This window comes from Amycolatopsis bullii, from assembly GCF_014654205.1.
Taxonomy (GTDB): domain Bacteria; phylum Actinomycetota; class Actinomycetes; order Mycobacteriales; family Pseudonocardiaceae; genus Amycolatopsis; species Amycolatopsis plumensis.
On the sequence record NZ_BNAW01000082.1, the window covers coordinates 1 to 18,280 of the forward strand.

Here is an 18,280-nt window from a genome sequence, read left to right on the forward strand (position 1 = left end):
AAAGCGTGCCTTGACAAACCCGCCCGTCGGCTGAAGGGAAGGCTGGGATGAGGGGCGGGGGAGGTCTGGTGACGTCGTTGGTCGGCTTTCGCTGCCGGCCGCCGGTTCGCGATCACATTCGCTGGTCGGCTTCCGCTGCCGGCCACCGGTTCGGGAGTCGCCGGTGGTCACCCTGGGCTGCCGGCCACCGGTTTGCGATCACATCGTGGGTCACCTTGCGCTGCCGGCCGCCGGTCCGCGGTCCCGCACACCGGCGAACGCCCGCCGCCCCTAAGCCAGCTTCGGCGCCGGCCCCGACATCGCCGAGATCAGGTGCGCCGACCGAAGAACCGCGTCACGCAGCAGCGCCGCACTGTCCTGCGCCCGCGCCGGCGTGAGCACGAACCCGGCGGTCGTGTGCTCCCCCCAGCCGGTCATCACGTGCGGCTCGCCGAACCCGCGGATCGGGGACGGCAGCGGCGGCGCCACCGGCAGGTGGGCGTCGCTGGCCAGCAGGCTGACGTCGGCGCGGCCCGCCTGCTCCGGGACCGCCCGCGCGGCCCGGGCCGGGGGCGCCTGGTGCGCCACGACGAGTGCCCGCGGGACCCCCAGTCCCGCGGCCACCCGGCGCTGGGCCAGCCGGTAGGCGACCAGGGCACCGAGCCCCGCGCCGAACAGCACGTGCGGGCTCTCGAGCACCCCCGCCAGTTCCCCGGTCAGTGCCTCGACCAGCAGCCACATGTCCCGGTAGGGGTGCTCGTCCCGGCGTTCGCCCCGCCCGGGCAGCTCCACGACCTGCACGGCGATCCGAGGATCGCGCCAGGCCCGGTAGCGGCCGGCGGCTTCCCCGGCGTCCGGGAAGCAGACGAACAACAGACGCTGCACGTCGTCTCGGTCCACCCGTGGCCTCCCATCCAGCCTGCCCGGGGATAGGGTCGACCAGAGCACTTCCGTTTCGCTTCGGTCCGTCTTCCGGGGGGCATCACGTGCGCTACCGCCTGCTCGGACCGGTCACGGTCCTCGGCGATACGGGCCCGGTCCGTCCCGGTGGCCAGAAGCAGACGTCCGTGCTCGCCGCGCTCCTGCTCAACGCCAACCGCGTCGTCACCGAGGACCGGCTCATCGACCTGACCTGGGGCGAGAACGCGCCGCCGAGCGTCCGCGGGCGGCTGCAGGTGCACATCTCCGAACTGCGGAAGCTGCTCGGCCGCGACGTCATCGTGCGGCGCGCGCCCGGTTACGTCATCGAGGTCGCGCCCGGCGACCGCGACCTCGACGTGTTCGACGAAGAGGTCGCCAAGGCCAGGGCCACCTCCGGCGCGGACGCCGTCAAGCACCTGCGGGCCGCGCTGGCGCTGTGGGACGGCGACCCGCTCGGCGGGGTCAGCGAGGCACTGGCCGAGTACGAGGTCCCGGCGCTGGCCGAACGCCGGCTCGTCGCGCTGGAGGAGCTGTACGAGCAGGAACTCGTCGCGGGACGGCACGGCGAAGTGGCCGGGGAGCTGCGCCGGCTCGTCGACGAGCACCCGTTCCGCGAGCGCCTGCGGGCCGCGCTGATGCTCGCGCTGCACCGCTGCGGCCGCACCCCGGAAGCACTGGAAACCTATACGCGGGCGCACGATCTGCTGGTCGACGAGCTGGGCATCGAGCCGGGCCAGGCCCTCCAGGACCTGCGGATGCGGATCCTGCGCGGCGAAGGCGAGCCCGCCGCCGCCCCGGCCGCCCCGCGGCCCGCCGAACTGCCCTTGGACGTGCGGGGGTTCGCCGGCCGGGCGCCGGAGCTGGCCGCGCTCGACGAACCCGGGGACGTCTGGGTGATCACCGGCACCGCCGGTGTCGGCAAGACCGCGCTCGCCGTGCACTGGGCCCACACCGCGCGGGCGCGCTACCCCGACGGCCAGCTGTACGTGAACCTGCGCGGTTTCGACGCCGAAGACGAGCCGCTCACGCCCGCCGCCGCGCTCGCGCAGCTGCTGCGGACCCTTGGCGTCGACCTGCGGGACGTGCCGCCGGGCGTCGACGACCAGAGCAAGCTCTACCGGTCGCTGCTGGCCGACCGGCAGGCCCTGGTGGTGCTGGACAACGCCCGCGACACCGCCCAGGTGCTGCCGCTGCTGCCGTCGTCGGGCCGGGTGCTGGTGACCAGCCGCCACCGGCTCGACGAGCTGGTCGCCCGCGTCGGCGCGCGCTCGCTGGGCCTGACGCAGCTGCGCGAGGCCGACTCGCGGGCGCTGCTGACCACCCTGCTCGGCGACCGGACCGCCGCGGAGCCGGAAGCGGCGGCCGAGCTGGCCCGCCTGTGCGGCCACCACCCGCTGGCGCTGCGGATCGCCGCGGCGAACACCGGCGTCGCCAGCATCGGCGAGCTGGTCGACGAGCTGCGCGGCGATCCGCTGGCCCACCTCGGCTTCGACGGCGAAAGCGCCGTCGCCAAGGCGTTTTCGGTCTCCTACCAGGCACTGGCCCCCGGGTTGCGGCAGGCGTTCCGGCTGCTCGCGCTGGTGCCGGGGACCGACTTCACGGCGATCGCCGCGTCGGCCCTGCTGGAGGTGCCGGTGGAGGAGGCGACCCGGCGGCTGCGCGGGCTGATCGCGGCGAACCTCCTCGAGGCGCACGCACCCCGCCGCTACCGGTTCCACGACCTCGCCCGCCGCTACGCCGAGCAGTGCGTCCGCGCCGAGGAGGACGAGCCCGCGCGCGAGGCGGCGTGGGAGCGGCTGTTCACCGGCTACTGCGCGGCCGCGGACGCGGCGGTGGCCCTGCTCGGCGCGCGGATCGTGGTGCTCCCCCGCGAAGACGCGCCCTCGGCGCCGAGCCCGGTGGCTTTCCCCGACGCGGCCTCGGCGGTGGCCTGGCTGGACGTCGAGGTGCCCAACCTGTCGGCGGCGCTGCGGCAGGCGGCGGCACGCGGGCCGTACCCGGGCGCCTGGTACCTCGCCGACGCGTTGCGGCGGTTCTTCCACGACCACGGCCGTCGCGCGGAGTGGCTCGAGCTCGCCCCGATCGTGCTGCGCGCGGCACAGGACCACGGGGCCCGGCCGGCCGAAGCGCTCGTCCAGCTGTCCATCGGCGGGGCGTACTTCCGCGAGGGCCAGCACGAGGCGGGCATCCGGCACACGGAGAAGGCGGTGCTGGCCAGCCGGGCGTGCGGCTGGCGGCAGTGCGAGGCGACGGCGGTGGCGAACCTCGGGTCGATGCTGGAGTGGACGGGACGGCTGTCGGAGGCCGTCGAGCACAGCCGTCGCGCGATCCAGCTGTTCCGCGAGCTGGCCAACCGGTCGGGCGAGGCACTGGCGCTGAACTCGCTGAGCTGCCACTACCGGCAGCTGGGGCGGCTGGAGCAGGCCGAGGACTGCCTCGTGGAGGCGATCGCGCTGGCCCGCAAGGAGGACCTGGCGTTCTGGGAGGCGGCCAACCTCGCCGACCTCGGCTGGGTGCTCATGGCCACCGGGCGGCTGGCCGAGGCCGGAGAGACCCTCGATCAGGCGTTGCGGGCGTTCCGCGACGTGGGCTCCAGCTTCGGCGAGGCCACGGCGCTGAACGTGGTGAGCGCCCTGCAGATCGCCCGCGGCGCCCCCTCGGCGGCGGCGGACGCGGCGGAGACGGCACTGGCGTGCGTCCGCCGCGACGGCGACCGCCAGGTCGAGGCGGCGGCCCTGATCGCACTGGGCCGGGCGGAGGAGAGCCGCGGTGACCTGGCGGCGGCGGAGCGGGTCCTGCGCGAAGCCCGGTCCCTGACGGCGGAGTCGGGGTTGCGCGGCCAGCTGGCGGAGGCGGCGGCGACGTTGGCCCGGGTCCTGGCGGCCGGCGGGCGGCCCGGTGAAGCGGGCGAACACGCGCGGACGGCACTGGACGCCGCCCGGGCGGGCGGGTTCCGCGTGGTGGAGGCGGAGGCGCTGCTGGGGCTGGCGGCGGTCCAGGAGGCGGCGGGCCGGTCGATCCTGGCCGGCGGGACGGCCCGGGAAGCCGAGGCGCTGTACCGCGCGGTCGGGCACGTGACGGGAGAAGCACTGGCGGGCCAGTTCCTCGCCCGGCTCGGCGACCAGGCCACCGGCTGAGCGTCCTGCCGCGGCGGGTGTTCCTCGCCGGGCGTTGCGCGACATACTGAAGGCATGCCCCGTCCGAAACACGTCGCCGCGAGCGATCTGCGCCTTCCGGACGCGCTGCAGCCGGGGCGGCCGAAGGGCGACCAGCTGCGCGAGATCCTGGAAAGCGTCGCCACGGAGGCCGGGCCGGGGCGGCTGATGCCGTCCGAGCGGTTCCTCGCGGAGCACTTCCAGGTCGCCCGCGGCACCGTGCGGCAGGAAGTCAACCGCCTGGTCGCGGACGGCGTCCTGTACCGCCAGCACGGCACCGCGACCTTCACCGCCGAGCGGCAGGCCGCGCACATCGACATGCTGACCTCGTTCACCGAGGACATGCAGGCTCGCGGGGTCGTGCCGAAGACGAAGGTGCTGCACGCCGAAGTCGAAAGCGCGGGCCCGCGCATCGCCGGACGGCTGAACGTGCCGCCGGGCGCCCGGGTGTTCCGGCTGGAACGCCTCCGCTACGTCGAAGACGAGCCGTTCGCGGTCGAGCGGACCAACCTGTCCGTCGACCGGTTCCCCGGTATCGAGCTGTTCGACTGGGAAACCCAGTCCCTGCACCGCACGATCGAGGAACGCTGGGGCGTCCGCCCGGAGTGGAACGACACGGCGATCTCCGCGGTCCTGCCGAACAGCAACGACGCCGGCCTGCTCGGCATCGAAGCCACCCAGCCGTGCCTGATCATCGAGGGCACGCTGCACGACCAGAGCGGCGGCGTCATCGAAGCGGGCCGGTCGCTGTACCGGGCCGACCGCTACACGGTCTTCACGCAGGCGCGCCGCAGCCCGGCGACCTGAGCCCCGCTCAGCAGCTGACCTGGTGCTTCCGCAGCACCTTCAGGCAGTGGTCCACCAGCTGGTCGGCGGCCTCCGGGCCGAACAGCGTCACGTACGACTCGTAGATCCCGTCGCGGTGCCCGTCCGCGTCCGGCAGGTACCCGAGATACCCGTCCGTGTAGCCGATCACCCGCGTGTGGCGGAACGGGCTGCCGCGGCGGATGCGCAGGCCCAGGGACGCGAACAGCTCGAACGGGGTGTGCAGCCAGGCGATCTCGCCCAGCGACACCACGCTCACCGGCACCTCCGCGCAGCCCGTCGGCCGTCCGCTCGCCGCCATCGTCGCCAGCATCGCGCAGCCCTCGTAGCGGGTCTGGGCGATGCGGACCGCCGGGTGGTCCTCACCGTGGCAGGCCAGCTCGCGCTGCCACTCCGCCTCCGCCGTCTGCCGCAGTTCCAGGCTGTCCTCGAGCGACGGGATGTCGCGGTAGGGCAGGTGCAGCGTCGACCGCGTCAGCCGGACCGGGCCGGCCGTCGCGGGCGGGGACGACACCGCCGCCAGCGTGCGCGCGATCGACGTCGCCAGGTGGCCGCCGAGCGCGCGGACCTCGGCGTGGTCGCGGCCGCGGCGGACGAACCGGGAGCTGGCGTCGCCCGCCGCGCCCTGCAGGAAGGCCGCGACCGGCTGCCCGACCAGGGTGGCCAGCTCGCGGCGGGTCGCGCCCGGCCAGTCCGCCGACCAGGCCAGGTTGTCCGGGCCGAGCACCGTGGGGTGGCTGGCGTAGTCGAACAGCAGCGCGGCCGGCGTGCCGTCGTCGCGGCGCAGCTCGAGGACGCCGAACGACGTGTCGTGCGGTCCGTCCGGCCGGTAGCGGTTGCCGCCGACGGCTTCGGTCGAGCCCGCGTGCCAGCGGGCGCGGACCCGGCCTCGGCCGGCACGCAGCCGCAGCGCGGCGCCGGTGACCTTCTCCGCCATGCCGCCGACCAGCCCGGCGTCGCGCCGCCCCGGCAGGCCGGGGTGCAGCGGGCCGGTCCAGCCCTCGGGTCCGGAATGCGTGTGCGACGCGCAGACGAGCACCCGGTCCGGGTCGATGCCCACCGCCGCGGCGACCGCGTCGGCCAGGGTCCGCGTCAGGCCCGCGTCGACGGCGAGAGCGTCCAGCGCCACCCACACCACGCCGGGGTCGTCCTCGGTGGACAGCCAGATCAGGGACGCCTCGAGGTCGTCGTGCGTGCCGGTCGCGACCCCGTGCCGGGCCAGGTAGCCGCCGAGCGGGTGCCCGGGCCCCGGCGTGATCCGGACGTCTTGCGCGGCGAGCAGGAGCGCGGCGGTCACCAGGTCGATTCCAGGACGTCGACGACGCCGTTGCGGCCGGCGGCACGCGCCACCCCGGCCAGCTCGGTGACGTCGTCGGTCGTGTGCAGCAGGACTTCCAGCAGCATCGGCAGGTTCAGCCCGGAGACCAGCTGGAACCGCGGGTGCGTGGCCGCGAGCGTGCGGACGGCGTTGAACGGCGAACCGCCGTGCAGGTCGGCGAGCACGAGCACACTCTCGGCGTCGTGGGCCAGCGCGAGCAGCCGGGCGCCGAACTCCTCCGGGCTGTCCCGCGGGCTCAGCTCGCAGACCTTCAGCCGCGCCTGCGGGCCGAGGATCATCTCGGCGGCTTCCCCGACGCCGGACGGGAGCCGGCCGTGGCCGGCGAGGATGATCGGGACGGTCATGGCGGACTCCCTCAACTCTTCGCCGGGGCCGATGGCGCGAACCAGCCGAGCCACCCCAGGACGACCCCGGCCACGACGACGATGCCGATGACCCAGACCGGCCGCAGCCGCGCCTTGACCGTCAGCAGGTAAACCCCGGCGGTCACGAGCACCGGGAGCAGGAACGGCAGCAGCTCGTCGAGCCGGTCCTGGATCGCCACCGACTGCGTCACCGGCTGCCCCTGGACCGTGGTGGTCTGCCGGTAGGTCAGCGTGGTGACGACCTTGACGATCGACGGGATGAACCCGCCGAGGACGACGAACCCGAGCACGGTCGCCCCCTGCGCGACACGCGCGAGCGCCCCGGCGGCCAGGTGCCCGGCCAGCCGTTTGCCCTCGCGGTAGGCGAAGGAGAACTGCCAGCGCCGGATGAGCGCGTACGGCACGAGCACCATGACGGCGGCGAAGGCGGGGCCGAGCCAGTTGCCCTGCAGCGCCCACGACGCGCCCATGGTGAAGACGATGCTGTTGTACAGCGCGAAGACGACGGTGTCGCCGATGCCGGCCATCGGCCCCATCAGCGCGACCTTCGTGCTCGCGGCCGACTTCGGGGTCCCGGCTTCTTCGAGCGCCACGCTGGAGCCGAGGATCAGCGGGCCGCCGACGAGCACCGAGGTGTTGAAGAACTGCAGGTGCCGCTGCAGTCCGGCGACGTAGTCGGCCTTCTCCGGGTAGAGCCGGCGCAGCACCGGTTCCATCGAGTACGCGAAGCCGAGCGCCTGCATCCGCTCGTAGTTCCAGGAGATCTGGCTCGACCAGAAGTACCGGCGGAACACCCGCCGCAGGTCCTGTTTGGTCAGTCTCGGATCCACAGTGGACTCGTCCGCGGCGGGTGCCTCGGGGACGGCGAGCACCGGCTCGTCGCGCTTCAGCGTCACGAACAGCATCGCGACCGCGACGCCGATCAGCGCGATCCCCAGCACCGGCAGCTTCAGGTAGGCGAACCCGACGAACCCGATGAGCAGCAGGTACCAGTACCGCGACAGCTCCATCATGCCCAGCAGCAGCGCGAACCCGACCGCGGGCAGCAGCGACCCGGCCAGCGTCATGCCCTGCACGAACCCGGCCGGGATGCTCGCGGTGATGTCCTTGACCAGCCCGCCGGAGGCGGCGAGCGCGGCGAGGAACGTCGGGATCGCGCGCACGGCCACCCACGGGACGAGGCTGACCCAGTGGATCATCGCCAGGCCGCGGGCGTTGCCGTCGGCGGCGTAGCCGTCGGCCCGGTGCACCAGCGCGGTGGTGACCATCTTGCCGACCGGGTCCAGCGCCGAGAGCAGGATCGCGGCCGGCAGCCCGACGCCGAGGCCGATCGCGGCCTGCGCGGCCGGGGCGCCGGCGGCCCCCGCGGCCAGCGCGGTGCCGACGATCGCGCCGGTCTGGTAGTCCGGGATGGTCGCGCCACCGTAGGTGTAGACGCCGAGCGCGGCCAGCTCCAGCGTCGCGCCGATGAGCAGGCCGAGCAGCGGGTGGCCGGTGATCAGCCCGGCCACCGAGCCGGCGATGAGCGGGCGCTGGGCGTAGATGAGGAACGGCCCGAGGCCGTCGTACGTGCAGTAGATCGCCCAAAGGGTCAGGGCCAACGCGACGAGCATGCGGAGCTAGAGCCCTTTCCGGTCGAGCAGCGGGACGAATTCGGCGGGCTTGTCCTGCGGGAGCAGCTGGGTGACCAGCGGGACACCCACGGCGGCGAGCTTGCGGTAGGCGTCGGCCTCGTCGGCGGTGACCGCGACCGAGCGGGTGACCATGGTGTAGGAATCCCCCGGCCGGGGGGCCACGTTGCCGACGTTGACGACCTCGGGCCGCAGCCCGCCCTCGACGAGGCGGAAGACGTCTCCGGGGTGCTTGGCGATGATCATGACGTCCGCGGCGGCCTCGGCGGCCAGCGTGGCCTCGACCGACAGCACGTCGGTGGGCAGCCCGCGGGCGGCCTGCGGGAGCAGCATGCACTGGAGTTCGTCGGCGGCGACGTCGTCGTTGCAGACGACCAGCCGGCGCACCCCGAGGCGGCGGGTCCACGCGAGGGTGACCTGCCCGTGGATCAGCCGGTTGTCGATCCGGACGTGTGCCCCCGTCATGTTTCTCCTCCCGGACGGCAGGAGACATACTGGTTCGTACCAGTATCTGTGTCAACACTGCCGGTGACCGGCCTTCGCGCGGCCGACGGAAGGACCCCTCAGACCTTCCGTCGGCCCACGAGCGCGAAGTCCCCCTGGATTTTTCTCCCGGACCCTCCCATAAAGGTATATACCAGTATGGACGGTTGTGATCGACTGTCAAGACCCTGGTCACGAGGAAATCCGAAAAATTCTCGACCGGTCAGCCGACCGAAATCGACGGAAACATTCCGCGGGAAACCGCGCAACCTCGCCCGGTCACCGTCGTTAACCGCATCGTCCGTTCAGGGGAGGAAAGCATGCCGGCCGTCAGATCGAACATCGTCCCGCTCCGGCACGCGCGGCCCGGAGTGGTGGCGTACGTGAAGAGCCCGGCCGAGTGGTTCGTCGCCAACAGCGGCTGGATCCAGGGCACCGAGGGCGTCGCGCTGATCGACACCTGCGGCACCGAGCAGGCCACCCTGGAACTGCTGCGCGACGTCCGCAAGTACGCCGGCGACCAGGAGCTCACGGTCGTCATCACGCACGCGCACGGCGAACACCACAACGGACTCGGTGTCGCCCTGCGTGACGGCGGGACCGCGCTGGCCGCGCACGGCGCCCTCGACCTGGTCAAGGCCGGGCCGCAGACCTACGGCAACGTCTTCACCTACACCCGCTGGGGCGTCCTGGAACCGCCGGAGCCCGGCGCGGTCCGGCCGGTGACCGGCTGGCACGAGCTGGACCTGGGCGGCGCGGTGGTCGACGTCGTCGCCGTGCCGGGTGTCGCGCACACGGCGGGCGACCTGGTGGTGCACGAGCCGCGCTCGAGCACGCTGTTCACCGGCGACCTCGTGTTCATCGGCGACACGCCGATGGCGGTGCACGGCTCGATCCCCGGCTGGCTCGACGCGCTGGACTGGCTCCAGGACACGTTCCGCCCGCGCACCCTGGTGCCCGGCCACGGCCCGGTGGCGACGCCCGCGCACACGGCGTTCCACGCGATGCGCGTCTACCTGGAGTGGCTGCTGGAGGCGACGGTGCGCCAGTCGAACTTCTCGAAGCTGGCGAAGCAGGCCTCCCTGCGGTGGCCGTCGTGGCGCAACCCGGAGCGGCACATCGGGAACCTCATGCGCGCGTACGCCGACCAGCACGGCCGCAAGCTCGACGTCGACCTGGCGATCGACGCGGTCCTGGCCGCGGCGGGCGGCCGCATCGACCTCGACTCGCTGCTGGGCAGCGAACCGGTCCGGCGGATCTCCTAGGAGACCGAGCCGCCGAGGCTCTCCAGCAGGGTCCGCAGCGTCGACGCCAGCTCCTCGCGCTCGCCGGCGTCCAGCGCGGCCAGGATGCGGTGCTCGGTCTCGACGTGCTCCGGCAGCGCCCGGTCGATCAGCTCCCCGCCGGCTTCGGTCAGCTGCACGCGCACCCCGCGCCCGTCCGCCTCGTTCGGCGTGCGCTCGACCAGGCCGCGCGCCTCCATCTTGTCGAGGCGCTGGGTGATCGCCCCGGACGTCACCATGGCCGAGCGCATCAGTTCCGTCGGGGTCAGCCGGTAGGGCGGCCCGCTGCGGCGCAGGGTCGCCAGCACGTCGAAGGTCGCGCGGTCCAGGCCGTGGCGGGCGAACGTGCGGCGCAGTTCCGCGTCCACCACCGCGCTGAGCCGGGACAGCCGGCCGATCACCGCCATCGGGGAAACGTCGAGGTCGGGACGCTCGGCGTGCCACTGCGCCAGTACCCGGTCCACGTGGTCGGCCATCGCCACAGCGTAACCGAAGCCTTAGCGGTGAGTGAAAGGTCGCTTTTCGGGGACCGGAGTGACGAAGCCCGGAAGACGCAGTAGCGATTTACCTTAGCGCTGAGGTAATCTACCTTAGTGCTAAACAAACAGCTCCTCCTCACCGCCCTCGCCCCGGCCATCTGGGGCACCACCTACCTCGTCACCACCGAGTTCCTGCCGCCCGACCGCCCGCTGCTCGCCGCCGTCATCCGCGCTTTGCCCGCCGGGCTGCTGCTGGTGGCGCTCACCCGCCGCCTGCCGAAGGGCGACTGGTGGTGGCGGTCGCTGGTGCTCGGCACGCTGAACATCGGCGCGTTCCTCGCCCTGCTGTTCGTCGCCGCCTACCGGCTGCCCGGCGGGGTCGCCGCCACCCTCGGCGCCCTGCAGCCGCTGCTGGTCGCCGGCCTGTCCACCGGCCTGCTCGGCGAACGCCTGACCCGGCGCACCGTGCTCGCGGGCGTCGCCGGGGTCGCCGGCGTCAGCCTGCTGGTCCTGCAGTCCAGTGCGCGCCTCGACGCGATCGGCGTCGCCGCCGCGGCCGGCGGCGCGGTCGTGATGGCCACCGGCGTCGTGCTCAGCAAGCGCTGGACGTCCCCCGCTCCCCTGCTGGCGACGACCGGCTGGCAACTCGTCGCCGGCGGGCTGGTGCTCGTCCCGGTCGCGCTGGCCGTCGAAGGCGCTCCGCCCGCGTCGCTGTCCGGGGCGAACCTCGCCGGGTACGCCTACCTCGCGCTGATCGGCGCCGCGTTCGCGTATGCCTTGTGGTTCCGCGGGATCCGCGCGCTGTCCGCGACGCAGGTGACGTTCCTCGGGCTGCTGAGCCCGGTCGTCGCCACCCTGCTCGGCTGGCTCGTCCTCGGCCAGCGGCTGACGGCGTGGCAGCTGCTGGGCGCGGTGATCGTGCTGGCCGCCGTGGTGGGCGCGCAGCGGCGGCCGTTGGTCCGGACGGGGGCTGATAATTATCAGCCTTTGACAACCCCGCGCCCGGGCACCGACGCTGAAATGGTCTGAACAACTTGCGATCATCGGCCTCGACGAGGAGGCGCCCGTGCGCACGAAGACGTCCGTCCGGAAACGGCTTGCGGTCCTGGGAGCGGCGCTCGCGGTGGTCGCCGCGACCGCCCCCGCCGCCGAGGCGGTGCCGGCCACGATCCCGTTGAAGATCACCAACAACTCCGGCCGCAGCGATCCCGTGTACCTCTACGACCTGGGCACGAACCTGGCCACCGGGCAGCAGGGCTGGGCCGACGCGAACGGCGGGTTCCACGCCTGGCCCGGCGGCGCGGTGCCGCCGATCCCGGCGCCCGACGCGTCGATCCCCGGGCCCGCCAACGGCCAGTCGATCACCATCCGCATCCCGAAGTTCTCCGGCCGGATCTACTTCTCCTACGGGCAGAAGCTGGTGTTCAAGCTCGCCACCGGGGGCCTGGTCCAGCCGGCGGTCCAGAACCCGTCCGACCCGAACGCCGACATCCTCTTCAACTGGTCGGAGTACACGCTCAACGACGGCGGCCTCTGGATCAACAGCACCCAGGTGGACATGTTCTCCGCGCCGTACGCGGTCGGCGTGCAGCCCGTCGGCGGCACCACGCGGAGCACCGGGCACCTGAAGCCGGGCGGCTACAACGGTTTCTACACCGCGCTGCGCGGCCAGCCCGGCGGCTGGGCCAACCTGATCCGGACGCGCTCCGACGGCACGGTCCTGCGGGCGCTGGCGCCGAGCCACGGCATCGAGGCGGGCGCGCTGCCGTCGACCGTGCTGCAGGACTACATCAACCGCGTCTGGACCAAGTACAGCTCGTCGACGCTGACCGTGACCCCGGTGGCCGACCAGCCGAACGTCAAGTACTACGGCCGGGTTTCGGGCACCACCATGAACTTCACGAACACCTCCGGCGGGTTCGTGACCGCGTTCCAGAAACCGGACTCCGACAGCGTTTTCGGCTGCTACAAGAACCTCGACGCGCCGAACGACGTCCGCGGCCAGATCTCGCGCACGCTCTGCGCGGGCTTCAACCGCTCGACGCTGCTGACGAACGCCAACCAGCCGGACACGAGCTCCGCGGGCTTCTACCAGGACGCCGTCACCAACCACTACGCGCGCAAGATCCACGCGCAGATGGCCGACGGCAAGGCGTACGCCTTCGCGTTCGACGACGTCGGCCACTACGAATCCCTGGTCAACGACGGCAACCCGGCGACGGCCTACCTGACGCTGGACCCGTTCAACTAGAGCTTCACCACGACCGGCGCCACCGGCGTGTCCCCGAGCAGCTCGCCCGGGGGCGCGCCGGTGCGCACCGGCACCGGCACCGCCCGGCCCTTCACCTCCACCGCCGGCGGCCCGCACGCCACCAGCTCCACCACCAGCACGACGACCACCAAAACTCGCACAACCGGCTCACCCCGAACCATCTCCACCACTCCCACCGCCCACACGGCACCCAACGCGGAGCCGGTTCAGGAAGTCACCGGATCGGCCGAGTACGTGCGCCGAACCCGTGCGCAAAGAGGCATCACCCGTGCTGGGCGGGGCATCATGCGTGACTGGCGGGGCATCACCGCGATGCCCGCTTAATCACGCGTGATGCCTCTCCAGTCACGCGTGATGCCTCCCCAGTCACGCGTGATGCCCGCTGGATCACGGCGGTCACGCGGGAGCCGGGTCATCATGGGAGGGTGCGGATCACGGCTTGGTGGGGTGGGCTCAGCCCGCGGCGACGGGTGATGCTGAGCAGCGTCGCCGTCGCCGTGGTGGCCGTGGTGGTGGTCGCCGTCATCGCGACCTCCGGGGCGAAGGCCGCTCCCGACAGCGGGACGCCGGACCAGGACAAGCCCGGCCCGGTGCTGCTCGTCCCCGGCTACGGCGGTGGCCGCGGCGCGCTGGAGATCCTCGCCGAGCGGATCCGGCAGGCCACCGGCCGGTCCGCCGAGGTGCTCACCCCGGCCGGCGACGGCACCGGCGATCTCGTCGAACAGGCCACCGTCCTCGCTGAAGCCGTCGAAAAGGCTTACGAACAGGGCGCGCCTTCGGTCGACGTCGTCGGGTACTCCGCGGGCGGGGTCGTGGCCCGGCTGTGGGTCGGCCGGGAAGGCGGCGACCACCAGGCCCGCCGGGTCGTGACGCTCGGCGCGCCGATGCACGGCACCGGTCTGGCCACGGCGGGCGGCGCGCTGGTCCCGGGCGGCTGTCCTACCGCGTGCGTCCAGCTGGCGCCGGGCAGCAGCCTCCTGCAGGAGCTGGCCAAGCAGCCGCTCCCGCCGGGCCTGCCGTGGCTTTCGCTCTGGACGGAAAACGACGAGACGGTGACCCCGCCGGACTCGGCCCGGCTCGACGGCGCCGTCAACGTCCAACTCCAGGACGTCTGCCCCGGCAACCCGGCCGGCCACGGCGACCTGCCGACCGACCCCGCCGTCACCGAGATCGTCCTGCAGGCCCTCGGCACCACCCCGCTCGAAGCGCCCACCGACTGCCTCAGCTCGTGACGTCCTTCGTCGCGAAGTTCGCCCAGGCGGCCCCGAAGAACACCACGACGTAGCCGGCCTGCAGCAGCAGCCCGTAGTCGATGTTGCGCCACAGCACGGGATCGCGGAAGAAGTCGATCCAGGACAGCCAGTAGTGCGTCGGCAGGTAGGGCCGCACGGACGCGGCCGCGTCCAGGGTCTCCAGCACCGTGCTCGTGATGAGCACGGCCAGCCCGCCCAGCGCGGCCCCCAGCGCCGAGTCGGACACCGTCGACAGGAACACGGTGATCGCCGCGAAGCCGAGCATCGACACGACGATGTAGGAAACCGCGCCCAGCAGCCGCAGGCCCAGCGCCGAGGAGCTGAGCGACTGCCCCGACAACGACGTCACGCCGCTCGGCTGCCCGCCCGGGCCGGCGACGCCGGGGTGGCCTCCGGTGCCGAAAAGGATCACCCCGAGCACCAGCGACGTCAGCACGACGATGACGATCGCCGCGGTGACGTACACGGCCAGCGCCACCATTTTCGCGCCCAGCAACCGCGTCCGGCCGACCGGGCGCACCAGCAGGTAGCGCAGGGTGCCGGTGGCGGCTTCGCCCGCGATCGCGTCGCCCGCGGCGACGGCGACCGCGATCGGCAGGAACAGCGGCAGCACCAGCGCGAGCGCGGCGGCGGGGTACAGCGCGCCGTCGTTCACCACCGCGGAGAGGAACGCCCCGCCCTGCCCCGGCGGCGGCGCGAAGTCGGCCGTCGCCAGGAAGACGCCGACGATCGCGGGCAGCAGGCACAGCAGCAGCACGCTGAACCACACCCGCGGCCGCAGCGCGAGCTTCCGCAGTTCGACACCGATCATTCCGCCGCTCCGAACCGGTCCGAGCCCGGACCCGTCACGTCGAGGACGACTTGTTCCAGCGTCCGCTGTTCGGCGTGGATCGACGTCACGCGCACCCCCGCCTCGACGAGCAGCGCGTTCAGCGCCGCCGGATCGCCGTGCCGGATGACGAGCCGGTCGCCGTCGCGGGCTTCGAGCTGCCCGTCGAGGACCGCGGCCGCTTCGGCCGCGTCCGGCGTGCCGACCAGGATCCGGCCGGTCGCCGCCCGCAGCGTGGCCAGGTCCTCCTCCAGCACGAGCCGGCCGCGGTCGACGACGCCGACGCGCGTGCACAGCTGCTCCACCTCGGCCAGCAGGTGGCTGGAGAGGAACACCGTGGTGCCGCCCGCGTTCAGCTCGACGAGCAGTTCGCGGATCTCCTTGATGCCCTGCGGGTCGAGCCCGTTGGTCGGCTCGTCGAGGATCAGCAGCCGCGGCCGTCGCAGCAGCGCGCCGGCGAGCCCGAGCCGTTGCCGCATCCCGAGCGAGTACGCCTTGACCGGCCGCTGGTCGACCCCGCCCAGCCCGACCTGTTCGAGGGCTTCGTCGATGCGACGGCGCCGCGTGCGACGGCCACCGCCGCGGCCGGCGGCGTCGAGCAGCGCCAGGTTCCGGCGCCCGGACAGGTGCGGGTACGCGGCCGGGCCCTCGACGAGCGCGCCGACCTCCGGCAGCACCTCGGCGACCCGCTTCGGCACCGGTTTCCCGAGCACCTCGATCTCCCCGGCGGTCGCGTAGACCAGGCCGAGCAGCATCCGGACCAGGGTGGTCTTGCCCGAGCCGTTCGGGCCCAGGAAGCCGTAGCGGTCGCCTTCGCGGACGTCGAGGTCGACCGCGTCGACGGCCACCGTGCGGCCGTAGCGCTTGGTCAGTGCGTGCGTGACGATCACGGGCCGCTCCGGCGCAGCCGGGTCAGCTCTTCCGCCACCGACATCAGGACTCCCTGCGTCACGGTCCCGGCCAGCAGGAAGGAGCGCCGGGAGACCGACGCCTGCACGATGCCCAGGGACAGCGGGGTGATCGACAGCTGCACGACACTGCCCGTGGCCAGCCTGACCTCCACCGCACCGGCCTTCCCGGCGGCGTCCCTCGCCGCGTTGGCCACTGTTCGCGGCACGGCGATCACGGCGAGCGCGGCCAGCCCGCGGCCGTAGAGCGCCGCGCCCTGCACGCCCCCGAAGGTCGACGACACCAGCGGACGTCCGGCGAGGGAGGACGGCAGCGGGACCTCGCCGAGCGCACCCAGTGTGTCGGCGACGTCCGGGGCGCTGGTCACGGTGAACCCGGACCCGAGCACCGGCCGCGGCGCCTCCACGACCGGCGTCGTCTGTTCGAGCTGCTGGAACTCGGTGACCAGGAGCGGGGCGTGCTGCCCGCGCGCGGTCAGTTCGACCCGCACGGCGACCCCGGTGACCGGGTCCGCCCAGACGTCGACCTCGCCGATGGTCGTGTCCGGATCGGCGGACACGAGCCGCAGGCCGGACGCGGCGACCCCGGCGACGTTCCGGCCCGGCAGCGCGCTCACCCGGTCGCCCCGCGAGGCGCGCAGGATTCGCCGGGCGAGTTCGGGCGGCAGCAGGTCCCCGGCCCGCGGCAGCCGCAGCCCGGGGTCGCCGATCAGCTCGGTCAGCGTGTTGTCCCCGTAGTCCCACGTGTATTCGCCGTCCGGGAGCCGGTAGACGTCGTGCTCGCCGGCGGTGCCGAGGATGTCGACGCGGTAGCGGTCGGGCCCGGCGTACCAGACCCGCATCGGCGTGCGCATGGAGAAGAGAGCGGTGACGGCGGCGAGGTTCGGCAGCTCCGGAACGGCCAGCGAACCGGTGCTTTCGGCGTAACCCTGATACGGCTTTCCGGCGGAGTCCAGCACCAGGGCACGCAGTTTCTCCGGATCGGCCGCCGCACCGGCCGGCGCGAGCGCGGCGACGACCGACGGCGCGGAAACGAGCACCGCGGCCACGGCGGCGACGACCGCCCACCGGCGCCGCTTCTCGTGCCGCACCACCGAGGGCGTCATCCGGCATCACCTCTCCCGTCCTTTGTACGCCATGGCCGCGGGTCCTAGGCTCGACGAGTGACTCCCGTTCATGCTGCTGTCCTGAGCTAGTTCCCGCTCCGGTCCTTCGCACACCCCGCACGTCTCGCGGGTGCTTCGTCGTGCCCGCAGCAAGAACGGAAACCCCTTACCGTGGCGCATCTCGTCCTGCCCGGCGAACCCGCTCGCCGGCTCTTCTCCCCGCCTTCCCGCCCCGCCCGCACCGCCGGAGAAGACGTCTCCGCCGACACCGCCCTCCGCACGATGTCCGACGGCATCGCCCTCCTCTGGAACGGCGGCTACCCGGCCGCCCGCAGCCTGCTCACCGCCATCGACCGCCGCATCCCCCCACCCCCGCCGGACGACTACCCCCGCTACCGCACCGACCGCGCCCGCCGCGCACGCCTGCTCTCTTTGCTGTTTGTCCCCCTCGATCCCGGCCACGTCATCCCCCTGCGCCGGGCACCGGACGCGCGGGCCGCGTGTGCCGCGGTCTACGGGCCGCTGCACGAGCCCGCGGCCGTGCCGCTGCGGGAGCTGCTCGGCGTCCTGGGCGCGGCGGAATGGCGTCGCCGAGGTGTCGAAGTCCCGGCCCTCGGCGCCCGGATCCACCCGCACTACGGCGTGTTCGCCCCGGTCCGGCAGGAATACGTCGACCTGATCGCGGAAGCGCCGCTGCCGACCACGGAGCTGGCCTTCGACATCGGAACCGGAACGGGCGTGCTCGCCGCGGTCCTCGCCCACCGCGGGGTGGACCGGATCGTGGCAACGGACACTTCACCCCGGGCGGTCACGTGCGCAAGGGAGAACCTGGCCCGGCTCGGCTTGGCCGGCCGTGTCCAGGTGGTGACGTCGGACCTGTTTCCTCGCGGAAGGGCACCACTGGTGGTGACCAATCCGCCGTGGCTCCCGGGCCGCCCGCGCGGACCACTCGATCACGCGGTGTACGACCCGGGCAGCCGCATGCTGCGAGGGTTCCTCGATCGGGCGCGCAGGCACCTGACGCCGGACGGCGAGGCTTGGTTGGTGCTGTCGGATTTGGCGGAGCACCTGGGGCTGCGCACGCGCGGCGAGCTGCTGGGGTGGATCGCTGCGGCGGGACTGCGGGTGGTGGGGCGCACTGAGGCGGTGCCCCGGCACCCGCGTGCAGTGGATCCGGGGGACCCGCTGCACCGGGCGCGGGCCGCGGAAGTGACGTCGCTCTGGCGGCTCAGCCGGGGGTGAGAATCGGTGGCCGGGAGCGCAACCGGACCAGCGACGTCACCAGACCCGTTCTGCCGCGGCAGAAAAGCAAAAGACCTGTCCTCGCCGGACGGGCAGGCTCTGGGATGACCCCTCCTCGCCGCTTTTTCTCGCGTTCTCGAGGTGGGCCGCTGGGTGGTCATCCCGTCGCCTGAACGAGGCCTATCACTTTGAGCCGGGCCCGCAAGCTTG

17 protein-coding genes are annotated in these 18,280 nt (G+C 73.1%); 7 read left to right on the forward strand and 10 right to left on the reverse strand.

Features of this window, described 5'->3' with window-relative positions; translation table 11 throughout:
* Positions 1-270: 270 nt before the first annotated feature.
* Complete coding sequence (locus tag IE317_RS45255; protein ID WP_191317075.1) at positions 271-879, reverse strand: thioesterase II family protein; 609 nt, start codon at positions 877-879, stop codon at positions 271-273.
* A gap of 86 nt (positions 880-965) precedes the next feature.
* Between IE317_RS45255 and IE317_RS42790 the strand changes: the two genes are divergently transcribed.
* Together IE317_RS42790 and IE317_RS42795 are read left to right on the forward strand one after the other, a co-directional pair.
* On the forward strand, positions 966-4,037 hold the full coding sequence (locus IE317_RS42790; RefSeq protein WP_191317076.1) for an AfsR/SARP family transcriptional regulator: 3,072 nt from the start codon (positions 966-968) through the stop codon (positions 4,035-4,037).
* 54 nt (positions 4,038-4,091) lie between these two features.
* Positions 4,092-4,862, forward strand: coding sequence for a GntR family transcriptional regulator (locus IE317_RS42795; protein ID WP_191317077.1), 771 nt, complete (start codon positions 4,092-4,094; stop codon positions 4,860-4,862).
* Between the two features lie 7 nt (positions 4,863-4,869).
* Here IE317_RS42795 and IE317_RS42800 read toward each other — a convergent pair whose 3' ends face one another.
* The 4 genes from IE317_RS42800 to IE317_RS42815 are packed head-to-tail and all read right to left on the reverse strand — an operon-like array spanning position 4,870 to position 8,680.
* Positions 4,870-6,177 (reverse strand): hypothetical protein, encoded by a 1,308-nt coding sequence (locus IE317_RS42800; RefSeq protein ID WP_191317078.1) that lies wholly within the window; start codon positions 6,175-6,177, stop codon positions 4,870-4,872.
* Positions 6,174-6,563 carry a PTS sugar transporter subunit IIA gene (locus IE317_RS42805; RefSeq protein WP_191317079.1) on the reverse strand — a complete coding sequence of 130 codons (390 nt, stop codon included), beginning with the start codon at positions 6,561-6,563 and terminating at the stop codon, positions 6,174-6,176. Before IE317_RS42805 ends, IE317_RS42800 begins: the two co-directional genes overlap by 4 nt.
* A gap of 11 nt (positions 6,564-6,574) precedes the next feature.
* Positions 6,575-8,185: a PTS system mannose/fructose/sorbose family transporter subunit IID gene (locus IE317_RS42810; protein WP_229903221.1), complete on the reverse strand. Its 1,611-nt coding sequence runs from the start codon at positions 8,183-8,185 to the stop codon at positions 6,575-6,577.
* 18 nt (positions 8,186-8,203) lie between these two features.
* Positions 8,204-8,680, reverse strand: a complete 477-nt coding sequence (locus IE317_RS42815; protein WP_191317081.1) for a PTS sugar transporter subunit IIB — start codon at positions 8,678-8,680, stop codon at positions 8,204-8,206.
* A gap of 338 nt (positions 8,681-9,018) precedes the next feature.
* Here IE317_RS42815 and IE317_RS42820 point away from each other — a divergent pair, with 338 nt between their 5' ends.
* Positions 9,019-9,963 carry an MBL fold metallo-hydrolase gene (locus IE317_RS42820; RefSeq protein ID WP_191317082.1) on the forward strand — a complete coding sequence of 315 codons (945 nt, stop codon included), beginning with the start codon at positions 9,019-9,021 and terminating at the stop codon, positions 9,961-9,963.
* Here the strand turns inward: IE317_RS42820 and IE317_RS42825 are convergent.
* On the reverse strand, positions 9,960-10,457 hold the full coding sequence (locus tag IE317_RS42825; RefSeq protein WP_191317083.1) for a MarR family winged helix-turn-helix transcriptional regulator: 498 nt from the start codon (positions 10,455-10,457) through the stop codon (positions 9,960-9,962). The genes IE317_RS42820 and IE317_RS42825 overlap by 4 nt on opposite strands.
* A gap of 117 nt (positions 10,458-10,574) precedes the next feature.
* Between IE317_RS42825 and IE317_RS42830 the strand changes: the two genes are divergently transcribed.
* Both IE317_RS42830 and IE317_RS42835 read left to right on the forward strand, forming a co-directional pair.
* Positions 10,575-11,489: an EamA family transporter gene (locus tag IE317_RS42830; RefSeq protein ID WP_191317084.1), complete on the forward strand. Its 915-nt coding sequence runs from the start codon at positions 10,575-10,577 to the stop codon at positions 11,487-11,489.
* 37 nt (positions 11,490-11,526) lie between these two features.
* Positions 11,527-12,711, forward strand: coding sequence for a glycoside hydrolase family 64 protein (locus IE317_RS42835; RefSeq protein WP_191317085.1), 1,185 nt, complete (start codon positions 11,527-11,529; stop codon positions 12,709-12,711).
* Here the strand turns inward: IE317_RS42835 and IE317_RS42840 are convergent.
* On the reverse strand, positions 12,708-12,872 hold the full coding sequence (locus tag IE317_RS42840; protein ID WP_229903222.1) for a hypothetical protein: 165 nt from the start codon (positions 12,870-12,872) through the stop codon (positions 12,708-12,710). The genes IE317_RS42835 and IE317_RS42840 overlap by 4 nt on opposite strands.
* Positions 12,873-13,157: 285 nt before the next feature.
* Between IE317_RS42840 and IE317_RS42845 the strand changes: the two genes are divergently transcribed.
* Complete coding sequence (locus IE317_RS42845; protein WP_229903223.1) at positions 13,158-13,964, forward strand: lipase family alpha/beta hydrolase; 807 nt, start codon at positions 13,158-13,160, stop codon at positions 13,962-13,964.
* Here the strand turns inward: IE317_RS42845 and IE317_RS42850 are convergent.
* Genes IE317_RS42850 through IE317_RS42860 form a run of 3 tightly spaced genes read right to left on the reverse strand, consistent with a single transcriptional unit; the run spans position 13,954 to position 16,828 of the window.
* A complete protein-coding gene (locus IE317_RS42850; protein WP_191317086.1) occupies positions 13,954-14,796 on the reverse strand; it encodes an ABC transporter permease in 843 nt (280 codons plus the stop codon). The genes IE317_RS42845 and IE317_RS42850 overlap by 11 nt on opposite strands.
* Positions 14,793-15,704 (reverse strand): ABC transporter ATP-binding protein, encoded by a 912-nt coding sequence (locus tag IE317_RS42855; RefSeq protein ID WP_191317087.1) that lies wholly within the window; start codon positions 15,702-15,704, stop codon positions 14,793-14,795. Before IE317_RS42855 ends, IE317_RS42850 begins: the two co-directional genes overlap by 4 nt.
* Entirely contained in the window at positions 15,701-16,828 is a 1,128-nt protein-coding gene (locus IE317_RS42860; RefSeq protein WP_191317088.1) for a hypothetical protein, read from the reverse strand. Before IE317_RS42860 ends, IE317_RS42855 begins: the two co-directional genes overlap by 4 nt.
* Positions 16,829-16,999: 171 nt before the next feature.
* Here IE317_RS42860 and IE317_RS42865 point away from each other — a divergent pair, with 171 nt between their 5' ends.
* Positions 17,000-18,070: a methyltransferase gene (locus IE317_RS42865; protein ID WP_229903224.1), complete on the forward strand. Its 1,071-nt coding sequence runs from the start codon at positions 17,000-17,002 to the stop codon at positions 18,068-18,070.
* The last annotated feature ends 210 nt before the right edge of the window (positions 18,071-18,280 follow it).